The organism is Haloarchaeobius sp. HME9146 (assembly GCF_025399835.1).
In the GTDB taxonomy this organism is placed as follows: Archaea; Halobacteriota; Halobacteria; order Halobacteriales; family Natrialbaceae; genus Haloarchaeobius.
In genome coordinates, this window is sequence record NZ_JAODVR010000001.1 from 3,294,116 (window position 1) to 3,316,403 (window position 22,288).

Here is a 22,288-nt window from a genome sequence, read left to right on the forward strand (position 1 = left end):
TCACTCTAGGGGTTGGTGACAAGATAGCGATTACTTACAGTAACTGGGGGATGGGGTGGTTATTTCTCTCAGGATACTGGGTGGTGCACCCGTTACTTCTCCCAGCGAGGCGAGGAGAATCGGGGAACTACGACGCCGCGAGTTCCTCTGCCACCGCCTCGGCGTCCAGCAGTGCCGGGTCGATGGCCAGCACCTCCTGTCCGCTGACGAACTCCGGGAGGGAGTCGTCGGTGAACGCCACGATTCGCACGTCGGGGTTCATCGTCTTCGCGATGGGGATCGAGGTCGCCTGTCCCACGTCCGTGAGGACGAACAGGTCGGCCTCGAGGATACCCGCCTCTTCGAGTGCGGGGCGGTTCGCCACGTCGGGAATCACCGTCACCTCGATGCCTTCGGCTTCGAGGGCGGCGACGAGTGCGTGTTCGTCTACACCGGCGAAGATGGCCTTCGTCATCGTCTCACTCGTACTCGATGGTCGCCGGCGGTTTGTGCGTTACGTCGTACACCACGCGGGCGACGTTGTCGTTCGTACCGGTGATGCGCGACTGGATGCGCTGGAGGGTGTCCCAGTCGATGTTCTGGGCGCGGGCGGTCATGCCGTCACGCGATTCGACGGAGCGGACCGAGACGACCCAGCCGTGGACGCGGTTGTCGCCCTTGACGCCGGTCGCCTTGCCGATGACGGCCGCGAGGGCCTGCCACGGGTCGTACTCCTCCAGTTCCTCCTCGATGATGTGGTTCGACTCGCGGGCCACCTCGAGTTTCTCCTCCGTTATCTCGCCGATGACGCGCACGGCGAGGCCGGGACCGGGGAACGGCATGCGCTCGGAGACGACCTCTTCGAGGTCCATCGCGCGAGCGACCTCGCGGACCTCGTCCTTGTAGAGGTCACGGACCGGCTCGACGATGCCCTCGAAGTCCATGACGTCGGGAAGACCGCCAACGTTGTGGTGGGACTTGATGCCACCTTCGGACTCGATACGGTCGGGGTAGATCGTTCCCTGCACGAGGTACTCCGCGTCGACTGCCTTCGCCTCGCGCTCGAACTCGCGGATGAACTGCTCACCGATTATCTCGCGCTTCTCCTCGGGGTCCGTAACCCCTTCGAGGGCGTCGAGGAAGCGGTCCTGTGCCTCGACGATGTCGAGCGAGTGCATGTAGTCGAACGTCTCGCGAATCTGCTCGGTCTCGCCCTTGCGCATCAGCCCCGTGTCCACGTAGATGGGCACGAGGTTGTCGCCGATGGCCTCGTAGGCCAGCGCGGCCGCGACCGAGGAGTCGACACCGCCCGAGAGGGCGATGATGGCCTTCGAATCGCCGATTGCTTCCTGAATCTCTGCGACTGCTTCCGGGATGAACTCGTCTGTGTCTACCATTATGCTTCGACCTCTTCGGTCTCCGTTTCGGAGTCGACGTCACGCTGTTGCTCGACGACGGCCTCGACGAGGCCGACGAACGGGGGCGATGCACGGCCGGGGCGGCTACGGAACTCGGGGTGGAACTGCGTCCCGAAGAAGTACGGGTGGCCGTCGAGTTCCAGTATCTCCATCCGGTTGCCCGCGGTGCCCGAGAACACCATGTCGGAGTCCTCGAAGTCCTCGAAGTACTCGGGGTTCACCTCGTAGCGGTGACGGTGGCGCTCAGTGCAGGAGTCGCCGCCGTAGAGTCGGGCCGCGACCGTCCCGGACTCGATGTCGGTCTCGTGTGCGCCCAGACGCATCGTCCCGCCCATGTCCGTGACCTCGTACTGCTCGGGCAGGATGTCGATGACCGGGTGCGGGGTGTCCGCGTCCATCTCGGCGGAGTGTGCGCCCTCGAAGCCCAGCACGTTCCGGGCGTACTCGACGACCGCCATCTGGAAGCCCAGACAGAGGCCGAGGAACGGCACGTCGTTCTCGCGGGCGTACTTGACTGCCGCAATCTTGCCTTCGGTCCCGCGCGAGCCGAACCCACCGGGAACGACCACGCCGTCGCACTGGGCGAGGCGCTGGAAGTGCTCGCTGTCCTCGCCATCGGCGGCGAGTTCGTCGGCGTCGACCCACACCACGTTCACGTCGACGCGCTGGTCCAGTCCGGCGTGCTTCAGCGACTCGTGGACCGACATGTACGCGTCCTCGAGGTCGTACTTCCCGACCAGCGCGATGTCGACCTCGCCCTCGCGGTCGCGGGTGACGATGTTGCGCCAGGAGTTGTCGCGCTCGCGCTTCGGGAGCGCCCGGGAGAACAGCCCGAGCTGGTCCATCACGTACTCGTCGAGGCCCTCCTCCTCGACCATCAGCGGGACGTGGTAGATGTCCTCGACGTCGGGGTTCGAGAAGACCGCCTTCGTCGGCACGTCACAGAACAGCGCGATCTTCTCCTTCGTCTCGGGGTCGAGCTTGTCGTCGGCGCGCCCGACGAGCACGTCGGGCTGGAGGCCGATGCTGCGCAGCTCCTTCACGGAGTGCTGGGTCGGCTTCGTCTTCTGCTCGCCGTTCTTCGAGTAGGGAACCAGGGTGACGTGGACGAACAGCAGGTCGTCCTCGCTCTCTTCGTGGGCGAACTGGCGAAGGGCCTCGAGGTAGGGCATCCCCTCGATGTCCCCGACGGTGCCGCCGATCTCGACGATACACACGTCGGTACCCTTGGCCGCCTCGCGGATGCGACGCTTGATGTCGTCGGTGACGTGCGGGATGACCTGCACCGTCTTCCCGAGGTAGTCGCCAGCACGCTCCTTCTCGATGACGTGCTTGTACGCCTTCCCCGTGGTGACGTTGTGGTCCGAGGTCATGTCGATGTCGAGGAAGCGCTCGTAGTTCCCCAGGTCGAGGTCGACCTCGCCACCGTCCTTGAGAACGTACACCTCGCCGTGCTGGAACGGGTTCATCGTCCCGGCGTCGACGTTCAGGTACGGGTCGACCTTGACCGCGGTCACGTCGAACCCGGCGTTCTTGAGAAGCCTGCCTGTACTCGCGGCCGTGATACCCTTCCCCAGCCCGGACATCACGCCGCCTGTCACGAAGATGAATTTGTTCCCGAGTGTGGGGTCGTACCCCGTTTCGGAATCGGTCGACATACTGACTGTGCGCGAGAGTCACTCAAAACGATTTCGGAGACGTTCGGACGTGTGAATGGCTGTCTTTCAGCCGGGCGAAAGGAAGGGCGGGTTCGGGGGCGAAACACGACGACGAAACCGGTGTGGCGCGCGCGGTGTCGTGTGCCGAACACCAGTGAGGCCACGACTCGGAAGCGCGCGAGGGAGGACCGGAGTGAAGCGTAGCGAAACGGAGGGAGTCGGCTGGGGAGGGTGTGGTGCGGTTGCGGGGCGGTGGCGGGGCGGTGGGGGGCGGTGGCGGTCGTCGCCACCAGCGCGAGGAACTGAGTTCACGGCTACACGACCGACGATGCCAGCTGGACCGACCCCCGACGAGCCGTGATTCCGCCGGTATCCTTCCCGTGGACCCTGAACAATTAGGACCGAAACTTATGCTCCTTGCTACCGAACCACGTAGCATGCCGACCGTCCGTGCGGACTCACACAGGGGGAGAGTATGCGGCGCGCTCACGACAGACGACTGGAAGGACTGCCACGACGTGGCGAGAGAGACCGAGTACTCGGCCGAGAGCGCCTCCAGCATGCTCGCCGACGTGAACCGGGCGGGGTACGTCGAGCGAAAGCGGGTTGGGGAGAACTACGGCGTCGAGTTCGAGTATCGTCTGAAAGAGACCGTCCGGGTGCAGTAAGCACCGGTATCGTCAGTCGTCGGAGTGCACAGCCGACTCTTCTGCGACCGAATCCTCCGCGTGCGAGAGCGGTTCGCTCTCCCAGTAGTCGTGGTCACCGTCGAGCCGGAAGCACGTCGCCTGATGCTGCGGGCCGTGCTCGTAGGCCGGCGGTTTCTCCGTCTTGCACGCCTCGGTGGCGTACGGGCACCGGGTGTGGAACCGACAGCCCGAGGGCGGGTTCCGCGGCGAGGGAACGTCGCCCTCCAGCACGTCGCCCCGGCGACCGTACTCCTCGACCGAGGGTCGCGGCACGCTCTCGAGCAGCGCCTGCGTGTACGGGTGCTGCGGGTTCTCGAATATCTCGTCGACCGGGCCGGTCTCGACGATCTCGCCGAGATACATCACGGCCACGCGGTCGGAGATGTGCCGGACCACGGAGAGGTCGTGGGCGACGAACAGGTACGTCAGCCCGAACTCCTCCTGCAGGTCGCCGAGCAGGTTGAGCACCTGCGCCTGCACGGAGACGTCCAGCGCGGACACCGGCTCGTCGAGCACGATGAACTCGGGGTCGAGCGCGATGGCGCGGGCGATGCCGATGCGCTGGCGCTGGCCCCCGGAGAACTCGTGGGGGTACCGGTCGACCTGACTCGCCGAGAGCCCGACGCGCTCGAGCAGTTCCGCGGCGCGTTCCTGGCGCTCCTCGCGGTCCGCGATACCGTGGATGCGCAGGCTCTCGGTGACGATCTCGCCGATGGTCATCCGCGGGTCGAGGCTGGAGAACGGGTCCTGGAAGACGATCTGGGCGTTCCGGCGGAACGCCTTCAGTTCCGCCTTGTCCATCTCGAAGACGTTCTCGCCGTCGAACTCCACGGTGCCGCCGGTGGCCTCGCGGAGCCGGAGGACGGTCTCGCTGGTGGTGGACTTCCCACAGCCGGACTCGCCGACGAGCCCGAGCGTCTCGCCCTCCTGGACCTCGAAGGAGACCCCGTCGACGGCCTTGACGCTCTGTGTCTCGTTGCCGAGCAGGCTGTCGAGGAACGTGTCGTTCTCGTAGTAGTACTTCTCCAGGTCGGTCACGCGCAGCAGTGGCTCGCTCTCACTCATCGGAATCACCTCGCTCGAAGTAGTCGTCGGGAAGCGCCTGTCCAGGGTCGTACTCGCCGTCGGCGAGCACGCACCGGGCGACGTGGTCCGGGTCGTCCCCGACCTGTCGATGCTCGGGCCGGGAGAGACAGGACTCCATCGCCTTCGGACAGCGGTCGGCGAAGTAACACCGGTCACCCATCTCGCTGTCGAGCAGGCTTGGGACGTTCCCTTCGATGGGGTCGAGGCGCGGTTCGGGGTCGTCGAGGTCCGGCAACGAACCGAGCAGCCCCTGCGTGTAGGGGTGGGTCGGGCTGTCGAAGACGGCCTCGAGCGACCCGCGTTCGACGACCTCGCCCGCGTACATGACCGCGACCCGCTCGCACATCCGGGCGACGACGCCGAGGTCGTGTGTGATGAGCACGATGCTCATCCCGCGCTCCTCCTGGATGTCGCGCAGGAGGTCCAGAATCTGGGCCTGGATGGTCACGTCGAGCGCGGTCGTCGGCTCGTCCGCGATGAGCACGTCCGGCTCGCCGGCGAGTGCCTGTGCGACCATCGCGCGCTGGAGCATCCCGCCGGAGAACTCGTGGGGGTGCTGGTCGGCGCGCTCGGCCGCGTCGGGGATGCCGACCTGGTCGAGCAGTTCGATTGCCCGCGCGTGGCTCTCCTCGCTGGTGTAGGAGCGGTCCGGCAGGAAGCTGTCGACGATGAGGTTCCCGAGACCGTAGCCCTGGGTCCGCGACCGCGTCTTCCGGGGGTTGGCGGTGGTCCGGCGCTGGACCTCGACCGCCTCGGCGATCTGCTCGCCGACCGTGAGCGACGGGTTGAAACTCGACATCGGGTCCTGGAAGATGGTGCTGAACGTCGGCCCTCGCAGGGAGCGACGCACACCCTTCGGGAGTTTGCGGAGGTCGACGAAGTCACCGTCGACCGCCGTGGGCTCTTTCGACTCGAACTCCTCGGCGAGGTCGGCGTCGCGCAGCCACACCCGGCCGTCGGTCACCCGACCCGGCGACTCCACCAGGTCGATGACCGACAGCGCGGTGACCGATTTGCCAGAGCCGGACTCGCCGACGATGCCCAGAATCTCGTTCTCGCGCACGTCGAACGACACCGACTCGCAGGCGTTGACCTGCCCCTCCTCCGTGAAGAAGCGCGTCGAGAGGTCCTCGACGCGGAGCAGGTCCTCGTGTGCTCGGCTCATCAGACACCACCCTCCCCTTCGATACCGGGGTCGAGGGCGTCCCTGAGCCAGTCACCGACGAGGTTCAGCCCGACGACGGTGATGACGATGGCCAGCCCGGGCATGGCGGCGATCCACCACGCCGTGGTCTGGTACTCGCGCCCCAGGGCGATGTCGAAGCCCCAGGAGACGTTCGCGGCCGAGAAGCCGAGGAACGACAGTGCGCTCTCCAGCAGGATGATGGCCGCGACCTGGATGGTCGCCAGCACGAGGATGGGCGTCACGGCGTTGGGCAGGATGTGCCGGAGCAGGATGGTCGCGTCGCTCGCGCCCATCGAGCGGGCCGCCTTGACGTAGGACTCCTCGCGCAGGCTGAGTGCCTCCCCGCGGGCGACGCGGGCGAACCACACCCAGTTGACGAGCGCAACGACCACGATGACCGTCCCCGGCAGTATCGTCTGCGTCGGCATCGGCCCGGGGAGCCCGATGGCGTCACGGAAGACGCTGACGAGCCCGAGCTGGACGAACGGGTCCGGGATGGCGAGTTTCGCCTGTCCCCAGACCCCGACCAGCGCGATGGCCAGCACGAGCGACGGGAACGCGAGCATGACGTCGGCCGCCCGCATCAGGGCGTCGTCGACCTTGCCGCGGTAGTAGCCCGCGGAGAGGCCGACCGTGACGCCGATGAGCGTGGCGAGTGACGTCCCGAGGACGCCGACGAGCAGCGACACCCGCGCCCCGTATATCAGCCGGGAGAGGATGTCACGACCGTTCCCGTCGGTCCCCAGTGGGTGGTCCCACGACGCGTTGTTGTAGACGGTCCTCGTCTCGGTCACGATCTCGCCGTCCTCGAAGACGACGCTCCCGTTCTCCTTGACCTGGACCTCCTGGACCGACTTCTCGGAGAAGCCGACGGGCGGCAAGCGCGACTCCTCCAAGTTCTGCTTGGTCGGCCGGTCGGGCGCGACGAACGGTGCGAACACCGCGACGCAGACGACCAGCACGACGATGGCGATACCGATCTTCGCCAGCCCGTTCCGGGCGAGTTCCTTCTTCAGGTTCCTGACGGTCCGTGGAGAGAGCGTCAGGCCACGCAACAGTTTCAGTAGTGAATCGAGAGATGCCATCAGTCGAATCCCACCCGGGGGTTGATGTACGCGTACAGCGTGTCGACCGCGATGTTCACGACGACGAAGCCGACGGCGATGACGATGAGCGAGCCCTGCACCATCGGCCAGTCACGGGCCCGGATGCTACCGATGAGCAGCTGGCCGAGCCCCGGCCAGTCGAACACCGACTCCGTGATGACCGCGCCACCGATGAGCGAGCCGAGCTGGAGCCCGACCACGGTGACGATGGGGATGAGCGTGTTCCGCAGGACGTGCCGGTAGCGCACCAGCACCTCCGGGAGTCCCTTCGCCCGCGAGGCACGGACGTACGACTTCCCGAGCTCGTCGAGCATACCGCTTCGGGTGAGCCGTGTGATGAGCGCCGTGAAGTACGTCCCCAGCGTGATGGCGGGGAGCGTGATGTAGCTCAGCCACGTGACGAACCCGTTGATCGCCGCCCCGGGCTGGCCGCTGAGCAGGAGCCCGACGACCGCCGGGAAGCCGATTCCCCGCTGGCTCGTCGGGAACACGTCCAGCTGGACGGCGAAGATGATGACGAGCATCACGCCGAGCCAGAAGTTCGGCGTCGAGATGCCACCCAGCGAGAACAGCGTCGCGAGGTAGTCCGGTGGCTCGTGCCGTCGAGTCGCACTGACGACGCCGAGCGGAATCGCGAGCACGACCGCGACGATGGTCGCCGCGATGGCGAGTTCGAGCGTCGCCGGCAGCGTCCGCATCACACGCGACGTGACCGCGGTGTTGTTCGTCAGGGACGTGCCGAGGTCGCCGAACGGGATGCCTGCGAGGAACTCCAGGTACTGGATGTGGATGGGCTTGTCCAGCCCGAGCTCGCGGATGACCTGCTGGCGGACCTCGGGCGCGACGTCGGGCGGGAGCAGGACGTTCGCCGGGTTCCCGGGAGCGATGACCCGGAGCCCGAAGACGACCGTCACGACACCCCAGACGACGAGGAGCCCTTGCAGTGTTCGTTTTGTCAGAAAACGGACGAGGGACATGGTGGTTCTACTATTCGCTCTTGCTCATCGCGTAGGCGTCGATGCGCTCGTCGGAGCGGGGCTCCCAGTCGATGCGGTCCGCGACACCGTAGACGCTGAACTGACGGTTCAGGAAGATCCACGGGGCCTCGTCGTGTGCGAGGGCGTTCGCCTCCTGCAGCGTGCTCGTCCGGGCGTCGCCGGTCTGGTTGGCCGCCTTCTCGAGCAGCGAGTCGAACTCGTCGTTGCTCCAGGTCGTGAGCGCGCCGTCGCTGGCGAGCAGCGCCTTCATGACGAGGGCACCCTCGAACGTCGCCTCACCCCAGCCGATGAGGTACCACTTCGGCTTGTCCTCGATGTTCCCGGTGAGGAGCTCGTCGACGAGCGACCCGAAGTCGCGCTGTTTGACCGTCGCGGAGACGTTCGACAGTTCGTCGATGTAGCCCGCGACCGCCTGGGCGATCTCGAGGTCCTTGAGGTAGCGCCCCGAGGGCGTGTGGAGTTCGATCTCCGCGCCCGCGTGGCCGCTGGACTCGACGAGCGCCTCGGCCTCTTCGGGGTCGTACGGGTACGGCTCGACGTCGGGGTTGTGCCCGACGAAGTTCTCCAGGGTCGGCTGTCCGGTCTGGGCACCGAAGCCGCCGAGGACGTTCGAGACGATGCTCTCGAGGTCGATGGCGTAGTTCAGCGCCTGGCGGAACTCCGTGGAGGAGAACGGCTCGACGTCGTAGCGCAGCGCGTTGTAGATGATACGCGTACTCGGGGAGGCCTTGACGGACGTGCCGTCGTTGTTCTCGACCTCCGAGACCTGCTGGGGCGGGACGTTGACGATGACGTCGGTCTCGCCAGCGACGAGCTGGTTGACACGCGTACTGGACTCGGTGGCCGCCTTGAACGTCAGCTGGGAGACCTCGGCGGGGTCGTTCCAGTACTCCTCGTTCCGGACGAGGACGACCTCCTGGTCCTCGGTGTAGGTGTCGAGCTTGAACGGGCCCGTTCCGTTCATGTCCTGTGCGATCTCCTGCTTCGAGCGCTCCTCGATCCAGGACTTCTGGACGATGTCGCAGTAGGTCGCGAACTCGGAGAAGACGATGGGGTTGACGCCGTCCGTGTTGACGGTGATCTTTCCATCGCCGGCTTCGGCACCGGTGACACCCGCCAGCTGGTCGCTCTGCGGGCTGGCGAAGCCGACGTCCTCCTTGACGATACGGTTGATGCTGTAGGCGGCGTCCTCGGCGGTGAACTCGTCGCCGTTGTGGAACGTCGCGTCCGTCCGGAGTTCGAACTCGACGGCGGGCTCGCCGTCGACGCGGGAGAAGCCGGTCGCGAGTGCGTTGACCATCTTCCCGTCGGCGTCGCGGGTGAGCAGGCCCTCGTAGGCGTGCAGCATCACGACGTCTGTCGGGGTCTCACGGTGGTCGTGTGGGTCGAGCCCCGAGGGCATGTTGCCCTGGGTGACGGTTACTTCGAAGTCACCCAGGGACTCCTCGCCCCCGCCTCCGAGACCGCCGATACACCCTGCTGCAGAAGCGGCGACCGCGGTCGCGCCCGCATATTTCAAGAATCCACGCCGGTCGGTGGTGCGTTCTGGCATAGGCCGGTACTACCCAACACGGCCATATAAATCCCACTACCCATGCGCACGAATCACAAAGGAACCAATCGTAAATTAAAGATATCAGGCCGTGTATCCCGGAATCTACCGACCGGAATCTCCGGAGCGGGAATCGAAGGACACAGTATAAGTCAGGCGCGTCCCAGCCTCGTTCCATGCGCGTCATCTCGCTCGGGGAGGGTGAGCCGGAGCTCGCGGTCGTCGCCTGTATCCACGGCGACGAACTGTGTGGCAAGCACGCCGTCGAGCGGTTCCTGGCGGACGACCCCACGATACACGAACCGGTGAAGTTCGTCGTCGCCAACGAGGCGGCAGTCGACGCGGGTCGTCGGTACGTCGACGAGGACCTCAACCGGACGTTCCCGGGCGACCCCGACGCCGACACCCACGAGGGCCGACTCGCTGCCGAGCTTCTCGACGAACTCGCCGGCCTGCGCGTCCTCGACCTGCACTCGACGCTCTCGATGGCCGAGCCCTTCGCGCTCTACCAGCGCGCGACGCCGGAGACGTTCCACGTCCTCCAGCGAGCCGGCATCGACCGTGCCGTCGACATCAGCCACGTCCCGGGTGGGCTGGTGGGGTACCTCGACGGGGTCGCCGTCGAGTGCGGCATCAAGGGGAGCGACGCGGCCACCGAGAACGGCGAACGCATCCTCCGGGGCTTCCTCGCGGGGAACGGCGTCATCGACACCGAGTTCTCGCTGGCCGACCCGGAGGTGTTCTCGGTCACCGAGCGCGTCGAGGGCACCGGGTACGAGTTCATCGCCGAGAACTTCGTGCGCGTGCCCGCTGGCGAGGCGTTCGCCCGCCGTCACGACGAGGAGCTCACGGCTCCCGAGGCGTTCTATCCCGTCCTCATGTCGACCGACGGGTACGACGATATCGTCGGGTTCGGCGCACGGCGGCTCGGCCGCCTCTCCGAGCTGGACCACTGATTCAGTCCGAGAATCGACAGCAAACGCGGGGGAAACCGTGCCCTGACGGGGCGAATCGTATCGTTTTTGCACTCTGCCCCGCTGGTCTCATCTGATGTTGGTCGAACAGTTGGGCGAGGGCGAGCCGGAGCTCGCCGTCGTCGCGGGCATCCACGGTGACGAACCGTGTGGCGTGCGGGCCGTCGAGCGTCTCATCGACGAGCAGCCGCCGGTCCGTCGCCCCGTCAAGCTGGTCGTTGCGAACGAGGAGGCGCTGGAAGCGGGCGTCCGCTACCTCGAAGAGGACATGAACCGGACGTTCCCGGGCGACCCCGACGCCGACACCCACGAGGGGCGACTCGCCGCCGCGGTGTACGCCGAGGTCGAGGACTGCCTCACCTTCTCCATCCACTCCACGCGCTCGCACGCCGACCCCTTCGCCGTCTACGACAGGATGACCGAGCACGTCCGGAACGTGGTTCCGCGGCTCCCGGTCGCCGCCGTGGTCGAGACCGGCGACTCCGTCGATGGCCGGCTGACGACCGCGGTCGACGTCATCGAGGTCGAAGCCGGCCTGCAGGGGACCGACGCGGCCGCCGAGAACGCCGACCGGCTGACCCGTGCGTTCCTCACCGCGACCGGCGCGCTCCCCGGCGACGCCCCCGCCAAGCCGATACCACACTTCCGACTCCACGAGCGCATCCCGAAGGTGCCCGCCGAGCGCTACGAGGTGTTCGTCGAGAACTTCCAGCGGGTCGCCCCCGGGACGACGTTCGCGGCCGCCGACGGCGACGAACAGGTCGCCGACGCCGAGTTCTACCCCGTGCTTCTCTCGACCGATGGCTACGAGGACGTGTTCGGCTACGCTGCGACACGACTCGGCCACCTCACGGCCGAGGCCTGAGTCAGTTGCTCGCGGGAGAATCAGTCGCTCTCGAACACGCGGTCGCGGTCGATACTGAACTCTAACCCTGCCTTACCGACCCGGCGAGACGCGGGTACCTCGCGCCCGACGAGGTCGTCGAGGTCGTCCGGGCCGACGCCCATCGCGTCCAGGAACCGCTTCAGGTCACAGTTCGCCCCCCACACCGGCGGTCTGTCGAAGGTGTCGGTGAACTCATTCCCGGAGGGAAGCCCGAGGGTCACCTCGACCGTCGTCGGCGTCTCCGTGACGGAAACGATGGGAATCGAGTCCAGGTCGCGGCCGGCCGTGACGTCGGCGAGTTCGTTCACCGCGTCATCGATGTCCTTGCTCATTCGGTGGAGGTTCGGTCCCGGACCGCCTAACCGTTGTGCTGGCCGACTACAGCCGCCGGCCGAGGAGCACGAGCAGCGTGCCAATGGCGAGCAGGCCGAGGCCCGCCCCGACGAGGCGCAGGTCGAGCGTCCACGGGTGTGCGCCACAGCCGAGGAAGAACAGGTCGGTTCCCTCGATGGCGAAGCGACCCTGCCAGGTGTCGAGGGCGTTGGCCCGACAGCCGACGCCGGGAGCGAACACCGCCCAGAGCGAGACGACGACGCCGACGAGGAGCGCCGACCAGCCGAGTTCGGGCGTCCATCGGCGAACGAAACCGGTCATGGGCGGCGCTTCTCGGGGACCGGGCAAAGGCGTTGCTACTGGCGACCAGCTGGGCCGCTACCGGGCCAGGGGCGGGACCAGGAACGAGCCGACCGTCTTCGCGATCTTCTCGTGCTGGCCGACGAAGTGGTGGTCCGCTCCGTAGGCGACCGTCTCGTGACCGAGTTCGTCGGCCCGGTCGACGACCTGCTGCCAGTCCACGAGGTCGTCGCGCTCGCCGTAACACACCTGGACCGGACAGTCGATGTCGTCGAGGGCGGCGACGGCGTCGAGGTCGGCCGCGAGCCGCGGCGCTGGTGCCAGCACCGACACCGCCGCGACAGGCACGTCGACGGTGGACGCCGCAAGCAGCGCCTGACAGCCACCGAAGCTGTAGCCGAACAGACCGACCGTCTCGTACCGGTCGGCGGCCCACCGGAGGGCGTTCCGCACGTCCTCGCGCTCGCCGTAGCCCTCGTCCCAGTCACCGTAGTCGATGCGCAAGCAGTCGATGCCGTGGTGGGTCAGCACCTCGCCGACCGCCACGAGCCGGCGGTCGCTCCGGTTCCCGCCGTGCTGTGGATGCGGTGGGCAGGCCACCACGCAGGCCGTCGCGTCGTCACCGGCCGAATCGAGTGTCGCTCGGACGTCACGTGCGCCCGGTACCAGCAGTTCGTCGGACATGTAGACACATTCGCACAGTGACGTTTTTAAGTTCGTGGGATGAAATAAACGGGTATGGGAATACTCTCGCGCGCCTCGTACGTCATCAAGTCCAAGATCAACTCGATACTGAACCGGGCCGAAGACCCGACAGAGACCCTGGACTACTCCTACGAGCAGATGCGAGACCAGCTCCAGCAGGTCAAACGCGGCATCGCGGACCTCACCACCCAGAAGAAGCGCCTGGAGATGCAGAAGCGACGCCTCGAGGAGGACGTCGAGAAGCACAACCGCCAGGCCCGTGAGGCCGTCCGCCAGGACCGCGAGGATCTCGCCCGCCGCGCCCTCGAGAAGAAGAAGACGAAGATGACCCAGATGGAGCAACTCGAAGGCCAGATCGAGCAGCTCCAGAACACGCAGGATCAGCTGCTGGAGAAGAAAGAGACCCTCCAGAGCCGCATCGAGGAGTTCCGCACGAAGAAGGAGACGATGAAGGCCCGCTACGAGGCGGCGGAGGCCAGCAACCGCGTTTCGGAGGCCATGACGGGCGTGGGCGACGAGATGGACGATGTCGGCCTCGCCATCGAGCGCGCAGAGGAACGCACCGAGGACATGGAGGCACGCGCCGCCGCCATGGACGAACTGTACGACGAGGGCGCGTTCGACGACGCGCTGTCGGACAAGGACTCCATCGACCGCGAACTCGAACAGCTCGGCTCCTCCAGCGAGGTCGACGCCGAACTCGACACGCTCAAGGCCGAGATGGGCAAGGGCGGCTCCGGTGGTGGCAGCAGTGACACCGAGGTCGACGCCGACGTGAGCGACGAGGACGTCACGGCTGACCTCGAGGAACTCGAACAGGAGATGGAGGCCGCCGAGGCGGCCAAGGCCGGTGGCGAGGGCAGCAGCGCGGACGTCGAGGCGGAACTGGAAGACGTCGAAGAAGAGCAGTCCGAGACGTAACCGGCCAGTCGGTGTGTTGCGAACGGGGCGGGGCGTACTTCCTCTCAGGCGGCGATTTCATCAATCTCACCTGATTTCTCTGTGCTAGAAACAATCATCTCCCCTCCGCACGTAGGTGGTGTATTATGGCCGAACGGGTACCGACGGGGATTCAGGGATTGGACGAGGTCCTCCATGGGGGGTACATCGAGAACCGGAGCTACCTTGTCAGGGGGGAGCCCGGCGTCGGGAAAACACTGCTCGGTCTGCACTTTCTGATAGAGGGCGTCGAACAGGGGGAGCGCTCGCTGTTCATCAACCTCGGGGCACCCGAGGCCGACATCCGGGAGGATGCCAGGGGGCTGGGGATGGACCTCGACGGGGTCGATATCCTCGACCTGAGTCCCGCCTCTGACTTCTTCGTCGAGAACAAGATGTACGATATATTCACCAGTCCAGAGGTCGAACGTGGCGAGTTCACGGCCGTCATCTCCGAAGCCGTCTCCGAGTTCAAGCCGGACCGGGTGTTCGTCGACCCGTTGACGCAGTTCCGCTATCTCTCCCCCGACGAGTTCCAGTTCCGCGAGGAGGTCCTTTCGTTCCTGCAGTACCTCAAGGAGAACGACTGTACGACCCTGTTCACCTCCCAGTCCACCCACAACTTCCCCGACGACGACCTGCAGTTCATCAGCGACGGGAACATCCTGCTCTACTACGGTGAAGTGTTGCACCACGTCGAGGTGACGAAGATGCGCGGGAGCGAGTTCGAGAAGGGCCCCCAGACCGTCGAGATCGGTGACGGCGGGATGCACATCTACCCGCTGCTCAGACCCGGCCGGTTCAAACTCGACTACGAACCCGTTCCCATCCCGTCCGGCAACGAGAAACTCGACACGATGCTGCGGGGTGGGGTCGAACGCGGGACGACGACGCTCATCAGTGGCCCCACCGGGGTCGGCAAGACGACCGTCGCGATGCAGTTCCTGCTCTCCGCCGCCGAGGAACGGGGTGAGCGCGGCATCATCTACCTCTTCGAGGAGTCCGAGAACACGTTCGTGCTACGTGCGGAGTCGCTCGGCCTGCCGATCAGACGGCTCGCGGAGGAGGGACTCATCTCGGTCATGCAGGTCGACGCGCACGAACACTCCGCCGAGCAGTTCTCCCGGCAGGTCCGGCGCGAGGTCGAAGAGAAAGACACCAGGCACGTCCTCATCGACGGTATCGACGGGTACGTCGCCTCCATCAGCGGCGACGAGCGCGACCTCATCTCGCGCCTGCACGCGGTGGTCGGCTACCTGCGCAACGTCGGGGTGACGACCTTCCTGACCAGCGAGATGGAGACCATCACCGGGCAGTTCCGGCCGAGTTCGCGGCGGGCGAGCTATCTCGCGGACAACATCATCTTCCTCGGCTACTTCGAGCTGGGGTCACAGATACACCGGTCCATCGGGGTGTTGAAGAAACGCGCCAGCGCCTTCGACCAGAGCATCCACGCGTTCACCATCGACGAGAACGGCATCCAGGTCGGTGAGGAGCTGGACAACCTGCACGGCATCCTCAGCGGGACCCCGATGTGGTACGAGGAGGATATCCCGGAACTGGGTGAGCTCGACTGATGAGCCCCGTCCTCTCAGAGAGCGACCAGAAGGAGGAGACGGTCGTCCTGTTGCTGGTCCATCGACGCAACCGGGAACTGCTCTCCGAGTGGCTCTCCCGTCACTTCCACGTGACGGTCCCACAGGAAGGGGACCTCCCCGGTTCGTTCGACCTCTGCCTGTTCGACCTGGTCACCCTGCACGAGCACAAGGCGGAGCTCGAGCGGAAGAAGAAGGAGGCCGCACCCGTGTTCGTCCCGTACCTGCTGGTGATGCGTGAGCGAGAGCGCTCACGGCTCGGCGACGACATCTGGGACCTCATCGACGACCGGGTCATCATCCCGACGAGCCAGGCCGAACTCGGGGCGCGGGTGAGTACCCTGTTGACCGCCCGCTGGCAGTCCCTCGAACTGCAAGAACTCAAGGAGCACGAGGTCGGCAAGGAGCAGGCGTTCACGGAGAGCGCCCTCCGGTCCCTGCCGGACATCTTCTACGTGCTCGACACCGACCTGAAACTCGACCGCTGGAACGACAGGCTCGCCGCCGTGACCGGTGCGAAACAGGCCGACCTGGAAGCGACAGAACTGGCCGAACTGGTCCGGGAGGACCATCGGGAGGCGGTGACGGACGCGTTCGAGACCGTCCTCGTCGGCGGCGGGACGGCCAGGGTCGAGGCGGTCCTGGTGACCGAGAACGGTGACGAGGTCCCCTACGAGTTCACCGCGGCACGCCTCACCGACCCCGACGACGAATGCCTCGGTATCGTGGGTGTCGGCCGTGACGTGACCGACCGGGCCGTCCGTCGTGAACTGGCGCGCCAGAACGAGCGCCTCGAACGGTTCGCCAGCATCGTGAGCCACGACCTCCGGAACCCGCTGACGGTCGCGAACCTCAACCTCGACCTGGGCCGGGACACCGGTGACGACGAGTACTTCGAGAAGGTCGAACGGGCGCTCGACCGGATGAACACCCTCATCGAGGACGTGCTCGCGCTCGCCCGGAAGGGACAGGTCGTCGGCGAGTTCGAGCCGGTCTCGCTCCGGACCGCCGCCGAGACGGCCTGGTCGAACGTCGGGACGAACGATGCGACCCTCGACATCGCCGACCAGACGATGATACTCATGGCCGACGACTCGCGGCTCCACGACCTGCTGATGAACCTGTTCCGGAACTCCATCGAGCACGGGGGCGAGGACGTGACGGTGACCATCGGCCCGATCGACGGGACCGGCTTCTACGTCGAGGACGACGGGGATGGTATCTCCGACAAGGAGAAAGAGAAGGTGTTCGAGTACGGCTACACCACCTCCGAGGAAGGCACCGGGTTCGGGCTGGCCATCGTCCGGTCCATCGCGGAGGCCCACGGCTGGACCGTCGAACTCGTCGACAGCGCCGACGCTGGCGTCCGGTTCGAGGTGACCAACGTTGAGTTCGCGGAGCCAGCGGACCTCGGGGCGACCGAGGACGACGACGCGGCCGATTCCGACGACAGCGAGGAGTAAGGCCGGGCGAGTTAGCCCCTCGATTTTTCCCGTCGCCGCCGCGACACCCGGACGTGTCACAGAGCGACGGGAGTGAGGCGCGCGAGGACGACCAGCCCAGCGACAAGCTTCGCCGTCGGGCCGACGAGAGCAGCCTGAAACTCCGGCTATTGATGGACGCCGACCGGCTGGTCGTCACGGCCGGGCTCGTCGGCTTCGTCTTCCTCGCCATCCTGCTCGTCGGCATCGTCCATCCGACCGACGCTGCCACGCTCCTGGCCGACGGCGACCCCGTCGAGACGCTGTTCCAGGCGTTCGTCACCGCCATCATCACCGGCGTGACGCTCGTGCTGACGCTCAACCAGCTCGTGCTCTCGCAGGAGCTCGGGGCCGTCGGGGACCAGCGCGACCGGATGGAGGGCGCGATGACGTTCCGCGAGGACGTGCGCGAGGTGGTCGAGACCGCGGTCACCCCCGCCGAGCCGTCGGCGCTCCTCCGGGCACTGGTCCTGACCTCGCGCGACCGCGCCGAGTCGCTCCGGGAGGCCACCGCCGACACCGACGACGAGACGCTCCGCGAGCAGGTCGACGAGCTCACCGACAGTCTCGTCGAGAACGCCGAATCGGTCGCGTCCGACCTCGACGGGGCGACCTTCGGGGAGTTCGACGTGGTGTTCGCGGCGCTGGACTACAACTACTCCTGGAAGATACACGCCGTCCGGCGGGTCCGGACCGAGCACCGGGATGTGCTCTCCGACGACGCCGTCGCCGCCCTCGACGACCTCGAAGACGTGCTGTCGCTGTTCGGCCCCGCCCGCGAGCACGTGAAGACGCTCTACTTCCAGTGGGAACTCGTCGACCTCTCGCGGGCCATCGCCTACGCCGCGGTGCCGGCGCTGGTCAGCACCACCGCGATGCTCGTCTTCTTCGACGCCGACGCGCCCCTGTTCGCGGGGCAGACCCTCGGTGTGAGCCACACGCTGGTCGTGCTGGCGGCGGCGGTCGCCATCGCGGTCGTCCCGTTCGCGCTCTTGCTCTCGTACGTGGCCCGCATCGCCACGGTGACGAAGCGGACGCTCTCCATCGGGCCGTTCATCCTGCGCGAGACCGACCGCGGGACCGACGACGGTGGGAACCGCTGACGCCGGGGCGTGGCTAGGCGGTAGCCCGGCGTATCGCTCGGCGTAACTCGTTCGCCCGTTCGGGGGTGCAGGGGCCGCGCGAGCGCCAGCGAACCGTCCCGTCGGCATCGAGAAGCAGGGCGTGAGCGCTGTCGACGCTCCGGATGCCCAGTGCGCGCTGGAACCGGGCGACGTCAACGTACAGCCGGATGGTCCGGGCCCGGCGCTCCGCGTCGGGCACCTCCTCGGACAGCCCGCCCGTGAGCCGCGACTTCGACACCCTGTGTCGGCGCGAGAGCGTGGGCAGTTCGTAGTACTCGAAGTCAGGGTAGCGGGCGGCGAGTGGGGCCGCCGCCGCCAGCCACGACTCGACGGCCGGCTGTTGCCATCGCTGGAACGAGACCACGACGAGCGTCGGGTCGCCCGCGAAGTCCGTCGGGAGGTCGAAGCGGACGCCTTCGAGGTTCTCGCCCGAGACCGACGGGAAGCGCATGCGTACCGATACGCGCCCGAGGGGGAGAAACCCGTCGTCGGCACCCTTTTCTCTCACCCCGGCAAGGTGTCGGCATGCGCCTGCTGTGTATCCATTCGGCCCGACTGGCCGTCGAGGCGGCAACCGCGGCCAGCGACGCGGCCGCGGTCCGCGGGCCACCCGACCCGGTGGAACTGTCGGACTGCCTCACCGTCGCCGTCACCGTCGAACCCGGTGACCTGACCGACGGGGTGGCCGCCCAGGCCGCCGCCGAGGTCCGGGAGACGGCCGACAAGCTCGCCGTCGACGCCCTCGCGCTCGTCCCCACGGAGCACCTGAGCGACCGCCCTGCCGACGACGAGGCCACGGACCGTGTGCTGGACGCGGTCGAGGCCGCCCTCACCGACGATTTCACCGTCGTTCGGGCCCCTCGCGACTGGTTCCTCGCGCTCGACCTCGAGACGAAGGGACACCCCTACGCGGCACAGTCGGTTCGCGTCACCGCGGCGGACGTCCCCGCGGAGGCACCCCCCGAGCATCGCGACTGGCTCCTCCTGACGCCCGATGGCGAACAGCACGAACCGCTGGCCGAGTCGGCGTCCCTCTCAGGGGCGCAGAAGGCCGTGATGAACGCCGGAGGCGAAGGTGCTCCCGGCAGCACCGGGTCGGAGCCGTCTGTCGACTCGCTCCTGTCCGACCATGGATTCGCGAGCGTCGACAGGGACACCCCTGACGGAATCCGGTATCTGCCACGGGGGGCACTGCTCCGGCGGTCGCTCCGCGACGTGGTCGAGGACCGCGCGGCTGCCGCCGGTGCGACACCGGTCGAGTCGGAAGCGGCAGCCGGACAGGCTCCCGGGACGGCGGGTGGCACGGGACGGGAACTCATCGAAGCCATGGACCGGTCGACCGTGGACGCCCCGGTGCGACTGTTCGAAGTGCAGACGAAGCCGACTGGCCGGGCATCGGGCTCCAACAGGCACCCCTTCCGACACCAGCGAACCGCGACGGTCCCGACACTCACCTCGCTGACACCAGGCGGTGACAGCGCCAGGGCGGAGTTCGAGACGCTGGCAAGGCTCACGGTCGACGTTCACGACGCCATCGGGCTCGACCCGGTCCTCACGGTCCGAACCTCGTCCGCGTTCTGGGAGCGGTCCCGGGACTGGCTGGTCGACCTCGTCCGCTCGCTCGACCGGCCAGCGCTGGTCGACCGCCGGCCCGAGACCCCCGACTGGACGGTCAGACTCGACCTCGCGGTCGCACCCGACGGGCGGGCACCGGTCGAGACCGGGACGGTCGCGCTCGAACCCGCGCCGGGCACAGGTGAGAACCGGGCACGCCTCCACTGCGAACCGGTCGGGAGCATCGAAGCGGTGACGGCAGCACTGCTGTCGCGGGCCGCCGCCATGGACCGGCCACGGCTCCCGACGTGGCTCGCGCCGACACAGGTCCGGTTCGTCCCCGTGGAGTCCGAGCATCTCGCGCACTGCGAGTCGCTGGCCGAGACGGTGGCGGCGGCCGGTATCCGGGTCGACGTGGACGACCGGACCGACGACACCGTCGGACGCCGCCTCTCGGCTGCGACCACCGACTGGGTTCCCTACCTCGCAGTCGTCGGTGACCAGGAGGCCGACGGGGACCAGCTGAAGGTACAGGTACGAGCGAACGGGACCGAGGTGGCCCTCACGGTCACGGAACTCGTCGAAGCCGTACAGGCGGCTGTGAGCGACACCCCCCGGAGCCGCTGGTCGCTCCCTCGCCGGTGCAGCCAGCAGCCGCGGTTCGCCGAGACTACCTGAGGCCGATACCGGGCACGTCGTCGAGGTCGATGGCCCCGCCAGGGCGGACCGGCCCGTCGTAGGGGTCCGCATCCGCTGCCAACAGGAGGGAACCGTCGAGGTCGACGTAGTCACACAGCGGCGCGAGCTGCCCGCCCGCGGAGATGGCCGCGTCGGACTCGATCATGCAGCCGAGCATGACCTCGAGCCCGTGAGCACGGGCGGTGTGAATCATCCGCCTGGCCTCGACCAGCCCACCGCACTTCATGAGCTTGAGGACGACCACGTCGGCCCGGTCGGCGACCCGGGGTACGTCGTCGAGTTCGACGCAGGATTCGTCGACGGCAACGGGCAGTGGGGAGTGTTCGTACACGTAGCGGAGCCCCTCGGGGTCCTCGGCGGACACCGGTTGCTCGACGAACTCCACGTCGTACTCGGCGAGCCACTCGGCGTTCCCGACCGCCTCCTTCGGCGTCCACGCCTCGTTGGCGTCGACCCGGATGGTCGCGTCGGGGGCGGCGTCGGCCACCGCGGCGATGCGGGCCCGGTCGTCGTCGGTGCCGACCTTCACCTTCAGGATGTCGTAGCCGTCGTCGGCCGCGCGGGCCGCCTTCTCACCCATCGTCTCCGGGTCGGCGATACCGACCGTGTAGGAGGTCTCGGGTGCCTCGTCCGGGTCGAGCCCCCAGTACTGCCACAGCGGGAGTCCGGTTCGTTTGCCCACGAGATCGTGGAGCGCGATGGAGACGGCGGTTCGGGCGGCCGGGTTGCCGCGAATCGACTCCCGGAGGTCGGCCTCGATGGCCGCGACCTGGAACGGGTCGTCGATGGCTTCGAGGTCGGGCCGCAGGCCTTCGAGGACGGCCTCGACCGTGTCTGCAGTCTCGCCGTAGTGGACCGAGGGAGCGGCCGCACCGATACCCTCGTGCTCCCCGTCGGAGAGCCTGACGAGGACGTTCTCGGCCACGTCCTGCGAGCCCCGCGAGATGGTGAACGTCTCCGCGAGTTCCAGCGAGACGCGCTCGACGTCGACGTTCATAGAATCGCCTCCAGCAGGTCGTCGGCGTCGAAGCGGACCAGGTCGGCCGCGGGTGCGTCGATGGCGTCGGCGAACTCCTCGAGGGCCTCACGGGCCGCCTCGTCCGACTCGATTCCCGACGTGTTGAGCGACCCGCCGACCACCTCGGTCTCGTGGACCGGCGCAGCCAGGGACTCGTACAGGTCGACGTACGTGTCGAGGTCCTGGAGCGGGTAGTCCTCGTACCCGTGGACGCGCTCCTGGCCCGCCCGATGGCAGAGGACGAGTTTGTCCGGCTGGGCACCGTGGAGGATGCCACAGGTGACGGCGGAGTACGCCGGGTGCGTGATGGCGCCCTGCCCCTCGACGAACAGGTAGTCGTGGTCGTCGCCCTTCTCCAGTATCATCTCCTCGACCGCGCCGGCGGTGAAGTCGCTCACGACCCGGTCGATGGGGTTGCCCCACCCCTCTATCATGATGCCAGTCTGTCCGGTCGGGATGACGGCCGCGTCGTGGCCGGCCTCGCGGGCGGCCTCGCACAGCTCCATCGTCGCCGTCATCTTCCCGACCGAGCAGTCCGACCCGACCGTGAGGACGACCTCGGCGTCGACCTGCCCGGCGACGCCCTGGGCCACCGTCAGGTCGGCGTCGGGCTTGCGGACGTCCCAGATGTCGCAGTCGTGTTCGGCCGCGAGGCTCGCGAACTCCTCGTCGTCTTCGAGGAAGTAGTGGAGGCCGGCGACGAGGTCGCAGCCCCGTTCGAGCGCGGTCCGGACGTCGTCGCGCCAGGACTCGTCGAAGCCGCCGCCGATGGGGGCGATGCCGATGACGAGCGCGTCACACTCGGGCGCGTCGGCCATCGAGTCCACCACGGGGGCGTCCTGCACGTCGCCGACGAAGTCGTTGACGCGAGCGCCGGCTTCGTCGCGGTCCAGGACGGCGACGACCTCGTCGTCCGAGTAGCGCAACAGGCCGAGTGCGGTCTTCGCGCGGTCCGGGAACTTCTCGTGGGCGAGGATGGCGATTCGCATGCCCGCTGGTTTCCATCGC

General features: G+C 67.3%; 22 protein-coding genes. 8 read left to right on the forward strand and 14 right to left on the reverse strand.

Annotated elements, in window-relative coordinates; translation table 11 throughout:
• Positions 1-127: 127 nt before the first annotated feature.
• Genes N6C22_RS16950 through N6C22_RS16960 form a run of 3 tightly spaced genes read right to left on the reverse strand, consistent with a single transcriptional unit; the run spans position 128 to position 3,055 of the window.
• Positions 128-454, reverse strand: a complete 327-nt coding sequence (locus tag N6C22_RS16950) for an NAD-binding protein (RefSeq protein ID WP_261652310.1) — start codon at positions 452-454, stop codon at positions 128-130.
• A 4-nt stretch (positions 455-458) separates the two neighbouring features.
• The gene (gene guaA, locus N6C22_RS16955; protein WP_261652311.1) at positions 459-1,376 is read right to left on the reverse strand and encodes a glutamine-hydrolyzing GMP synthase; all 918 of its coding nucleotides are present in this window, start codon (positions 1,374-1,376) and stop codon (positions 459-461) included.
• Entirely contained in the window at positions 1,376-3,055 is a 1,680-nt protein-coding gene (locus N6C22_RS16960; protein WP_261652312.1) for a CTP synthase, read from the reverse strand. Before N6C22_RS16960 ends, guaA begins: the two co-directional genes overlap by 1 nt.
• A 437-nt stretch (positions 3,056-3,492) precedes the next feature.
• Between N6C22_RS16960 and N6C22_RS16965 the strand changes: the two genes are divergently transcribed.
• Complete coding sequence (locus N6C22_RS16965) at positions 3,493-3,723, forward strand: hypothetical protein (protein ID WP_261652313.1); 231 nt, start codon at positions 3,493-3,495, stop codon at positions 3,721-3,723.
• A 12-nt stretch (positions 3,724-3,735) separates the two neighbouring features.
• Here the strand turns inward: N6C22_RS16965 and N6C22_RS16970 are convergent, their stop codons facing one another.
• From N6C22_RS16970 to N6C22_RS16990, 5 genes are read right to left on the reverse strand one after another with little or no spacing between them, the layout of a single operon-like run.
• Positions 3,736-4,809, reverse strand: a complete 1,074-nt coding sequence (locus tag N6C22_RS16970; protein ID WP_261652314.1) for an ABC transporter ATP-binding protein — start codon at positions 4,807-4,809, stop codon at positions 3,736-3,738.
• On the reverse strand, positions 4,802-5,995 hold the full coding sequence (locus N6C22_RS16975) for an ABC transporter ATP-binding protein (RefSeq protein WP_261652315.1): 1,194 nt from the start codon (positions 5,993-5,995) through the stop codon (positions 4,802-4,804). Before N6C22_RS16975 ends, N6C22_RS16970 begins: the two co-directional genes overlap by 8 nt.
• The gene (locus N6C22_RS16980) at positions 5,995-7,101 is read right to left on the reverse strand and encodes an ABC transporter permease (protein ID WP_261652316.1); all 1,107 of its coding nucleotides are present in this window, start codon (positions 7,099-7,101) and stop codon (positions 5,995-5,997) included. Before N6C22_RS16980 ends, N6C22_RS16975 begins: the two co-directional genes overlap by 1 nt.
• Entirely contained in the window at positions 7,101-8,099 is a 999-nt protein-coding gene (locus N6C22_RS16985) for an ABC transporter permease (RefSeq protein WP_261652317.1), read from the reverse strand. The genes N6C22_RS16980 and N6C22_RS16985 overlap by 1 nt, the downstream gene beginning before the upstream one ends.
• Before the next feature lie 10 nt (positions 8,100-8,109).
• On the reverse strand, positions 8,110-9,672 hold the full coding sequence (locus N6C22_RS16990) for an ABC transporter substrate-binding protein (RefSeq protein WP_261652318.1): 1,563 nt from the start codon (positions 9,670-9,672) through the stop codon (positions 8,110-8,112).
• A 176-nt stretch (positions 9,673-9,848) separates the two neighbouring features.
• On the opposite strand from N6C22_RS16990, the gene N6C22_RS16995 reads away from it, so the two are divergent.
• Both N6C22_RS16995 and N6C22_RS17000 read left to right on the forward strand, forming a co-directional pair.
• On the forward strand, positions 9,849-10,628 hold the full coding sequence (locus N6C22_RS16995; RefSeq protein WP_261652319.1) for a succinylglutamate desuccinylase/aspartoacylase family protein: 780 nt from the start codon (positions 9,849-9,851) through the stop codon (positions 10,626-10,628).
• A gap of 94 nt (positions 10,629-10,722) precedes the next feature.
• Positions 10,723-11,511, forward strand: a complete 789-nt coding sequence (locus N6C22_RS17000) for a succinylglutamate desuccinylase/aspartoacylase family protein (protein ID WP_261652320.1) — start codon at positions 10,723-10,725, stop codon at positions 11,509-11,511.
• A gap of 20 nt (positions 11,512-11,531) precedes the next feature.
• On the opposite strand, the gene N6C22_RS17005 is transcribed toward N6C22_RS17000, so the two are convergent.
• The 3 genes from N6C22_RS17005 to N6C22_RS17015 are packed head-to-tail and all read right to left on the reverse strand — an operon-like array spanning position 11,532 to position 12,849.
• On the reverse strand, positions 11,532-11,864 hold the full coding sequence (locus tag N6C22_RS17005) for a hypothetical protein (protein WP_261652321.1): 333 nt from the start codon (positions 11,862-11,864) through the stop codon (positions 11,532-11,534).
• A 46-nt stretch (positions 11,865-11,910) separates the two neighbouring features.
• On the reverse strand, positions 11,911-12,186 hold the full coding sequence (locus N6C22_RS17010; protein ID WP_261652322.1) for a hypothetical protein: 276 nt from the start codon (positions 12,184-12,186) through the stop codon (positions 11,911-11,913).
• A gap of 57 nt (positions 12,187-12,243) precedes the next feature.
• Positions 12,244-12,849: a dienelactone hydrolase family protein gene (locus N6C22_RS17015; RefSeq protein WP_261652323.1), complete on the reverse strand. Its 606-nt coding sequence runs from the start codon at positions 12,847-12,849 to the stop codon at positions 12,244-12,246.
• A 54-nt stretch (positions 12,850-12,903) separates the two neighbouring features.
• Here N6C22_RS17015 and N6C22_RS17020 point away from each other — a divergent pair, with 54 nt between their 5' ends.
• From N6C22_RS17020 to N6C22_RS17035, 4 genes are all read left to right on the forward strand, one after another.
• Positions 12,904-13,791: a PspA/IM30 family protein gene (locus N6C22_RS17020; RefSeq protein ID WP_261652324.1), complete on the forward strand. Its 888-nt coding sequence runs from the start codon at positions 12,904-12,906 to the stop codon at positions 13,789-13,791.
• 125 nt (positions 13,792-13,916) lie between these two features.
• Complete coding sequence (locus tag N6C22_RS17025) at positions 13,917-15,386, forward strand: ATPase domain-containing protein (protein WP_261652325.1); 1,470 nt, start codon at positions 13,917-13,919, stop codon at positions 15,384-15,386.
• Complete coding sequence (locus N6C22_RS17030) at positions 15,386-16,867, forward strand: HAMP domain-containing sensor histidine kinase (RefSeq protein ID WP_261652326.1); 1,482 nt, start codon at positions 15,386-15,388, stop codon at positions 16,865-16,867. The genes N6C22_RS17025 and N6C22_RS17030 overlap by 1 nt, the downstream gene beginning before the upstream one ends.
• A gap of 152 nt (positions 16,868-17,019) precedes the next feature.
• A complete protein-coding gene (locus tag N6C22_RS17035; protein ID WP_303647773.1) occupies positions 17,020-17,988 on the forward strand; it encodes a hypothetical protein in 969 nt (322 codons plus the stop codon).
• Between the two features lie 13 nt (positions 17,989-18,001).
• On the opposite strand, the gene N6C22_RS17040 is transcribed toward N6C22_RS17035, so the two are convergent.
• On the reverse strand, positions 18,002-18,460 hold the full coding sequence (locus tag N6C22_RS17040; protein WP_261652328.1) for a hypothetical protein: 459 nt from the start codon (positions 18,458-18,460) through the stop codon (positions 18,002-18,004).
• Positions 18,461-18,534: 74 nt separating this feature from the next.
• Here N6C22_RS17040 and N6C22_RS17045 point away from each other — a divergent pair, with 74 nt between their 5' ends.
• On the forward strand, positions 18,535-20,241 hold the full coding sequence (locus tag N6C22_RS17045; protein ID WP_261652330.1) for a threonyl-tRNA synthetase editing domain-containing protein: 1,707 nt from the start codon (positions 18,535-18,537) through the stop codon (positions 20,239-20,241).
• Here N6C22_RS17045 and N6C22_RS17050 read toward each other — a convergent pair.
• Complete coding sequence (locus N6C22_RS17050; protein ID WP_261652331.1) at positions 20,234-21,259, reverse strand: dipeptide epimerase; 1,026 nt, start codon at positions 21,257-21,259, stop codon at positions 20,234-20,236. The genes N6C22_RS17045 and N6C22_RS17050 overlap by 8 nt on opposite strands.
• Complete coding sequence (locus N6C22_RS17055) at positions 21,256-22,269, reverse strand: DUF1611 domain-containing protein (protein WP_261652332.1); 1,014 nt, start codon at positions 22,267-22,269, stop codon at positions 21,256-21,258. The genes N6C22_RS17050 and N6C22_RS17055 overlap by 4 nt, the downstream gene beginning before the upstream one ends.
• Positions 22,270-22,288 lie beyond the last annotated feature (19 nt).

Bases quoted from the DNA above. Each gene is read 5' to 3' on its own strand.
- N6C22_RS16950 (WP_261652310.1), bottom strand. From the start codon at position 454: ATGACGAAGGCCATCTTCGCCGGTGTAGACGAACACGCACTCGTCGCC.
- guaA (WP_261652311.1), bottom strand. From the start codon at position 1,376: ATGGTAGACACAGACGAGTTCATCCCGGAAGCAGTCGCAGAGATTCAG.
- N6C22_RS16960 (WP_261652312.1), bottom strand. From the start codon at position 3,055: ATGTCGACCGATTCCGAAACGGGGTACGACCCCACACTCGGGAACAAA.
- N6C22_RS16965 (WP_261652313.1), top strand. From the start codon at position 3,493: ATGCCGACCGTCCGTGCGGACTCACACAGGGGGAGAGTATGCGGCGCG.
- N6C22_RS16970 (WP_261652314.1), bottom strand. From the start codon at position 4,809: ATGAGTGAGAGCGAGCCACTGCTGCGCGTGACCGACCTGGAGAAGTAC.
- N6C22_RS16975 (WP_261652315.1), bottom strand. From the start codon at position 5,995: ATGAGCCGAGCACACGAGGACCTGCTCCGCGTCGAGGACCTCTCGACG.
- N6C22_RS16980 (WP_261652316.1), bottom strand. From the start codon at position 7,101: ATGGCATCTCTCGATTCACTACTGAAACTGTTGCGTGGCCTGACGCTC.
- N6C22_RS16985 (WP_261652317.1), bottom strand. From the start codon at position 8,099: ATGTCCCTCGTCCGTTTTCTGACAAAACGAACACTGCAAGGGCTCCTC.
- N6C22_RS16990 (WP_261652318.1), bottom strand. From the start codon at position 9,672: ATGCCAGAACGCACCACCGACCGGCGTGGATTCTTGAAATATGCGGGC.
- N6C22_RS16995 (WP_261652319.1), top strand. From the start codon at position 9,849: ATGCGCGTCATCTCGCTCGGGGAGGGTGAGCCGGAGCTCGCGGTCGTC.
- N6C22_RS17000 (WP_261652320.1), top strand. From the start codon at position 10,723: ATGTTGGTCGAACAGTTGGGCGAGGGCGAGCCGGAGCTCGCCGTCGTC.
- N6C22_RS17005 (WP_261652321.1), bottom strand. From the start codon at position 11,864: ATGAGCAAGGACATCGATGACGCGGTGAACGAACTCGCCGACGTCACG.
- N6C22_RS17010 (WP_261652322.1), bottom strand. From the start codon at position 12,186: ATGACCGGTTTCGTTCGCCGATGGACGCCCGAACTCGGCTGGTCGGCG.
- N6C22_RS17015 (WP_261652323.1), bottom strand. From the start codon at position 12,849: ATGTCCGACGAACTGCTGGTACCGGGCGCACGTGACGTCCGAGCGACA.
- N6C22_RS17020 (WP_261652324.1), top strand. From the start codon at position 12,904: ATGGGAATACTCTCGCGCGCCTCGTACGTCATCAAGTCCAAGATCAAC.
- N6C22_RS17025 (WP_261652325.1), top strand. From the start codon at position 13,917: ATGGCCGAACGGGTACCGACGGGGATTCAGGGATTGGACGAGGTCCTC.
- N6C22_RS17030 (WP_261652326.1), top strand. From the start codon at position 15,386: ATGAGCCCCGTCCTCTCAGAGAGCGACCAGAAGGAGGAGACGGTCGTC.
- N6C22_RS17035 (WP_303647773.1), top strand. From the start codon at position 17,020: ATGGACGCCGACCGGCTGGTCGTCACGGCCGGGCTCGTCGGCTTCGTC.
- N6C22_RS17040 (WP_261652328.1), bottom strand. From the start codon at position 18,460: ATGCGCTTCCCGTCGGTCTCGGGCGAGAACCTCGAAGGCGTCCGCTTC.
- N6C22_RS17045 (WP_261652330.1), top strand. From the start codon at position 18,535: ATGCGCCTGCTGTGTATCCATTCGGCCCGACTGGCCGTCGAGGCGGCA.
- N6C22_RS17050 (WP_261652331.1), bottom strand. From the start codon at position 21,259: ATGAACGTCGACGTCGAGCGCGTCTCGCTGGAACTCGCGGAGACGTTC.
- N6C22_RS17055 (WP_261652332.1), bottom strand. From the start codon at position 22,269: ATGCGAATCGCCATCCTCGCCCACGAGAAGTTCCCGGACCGCGCGAAG.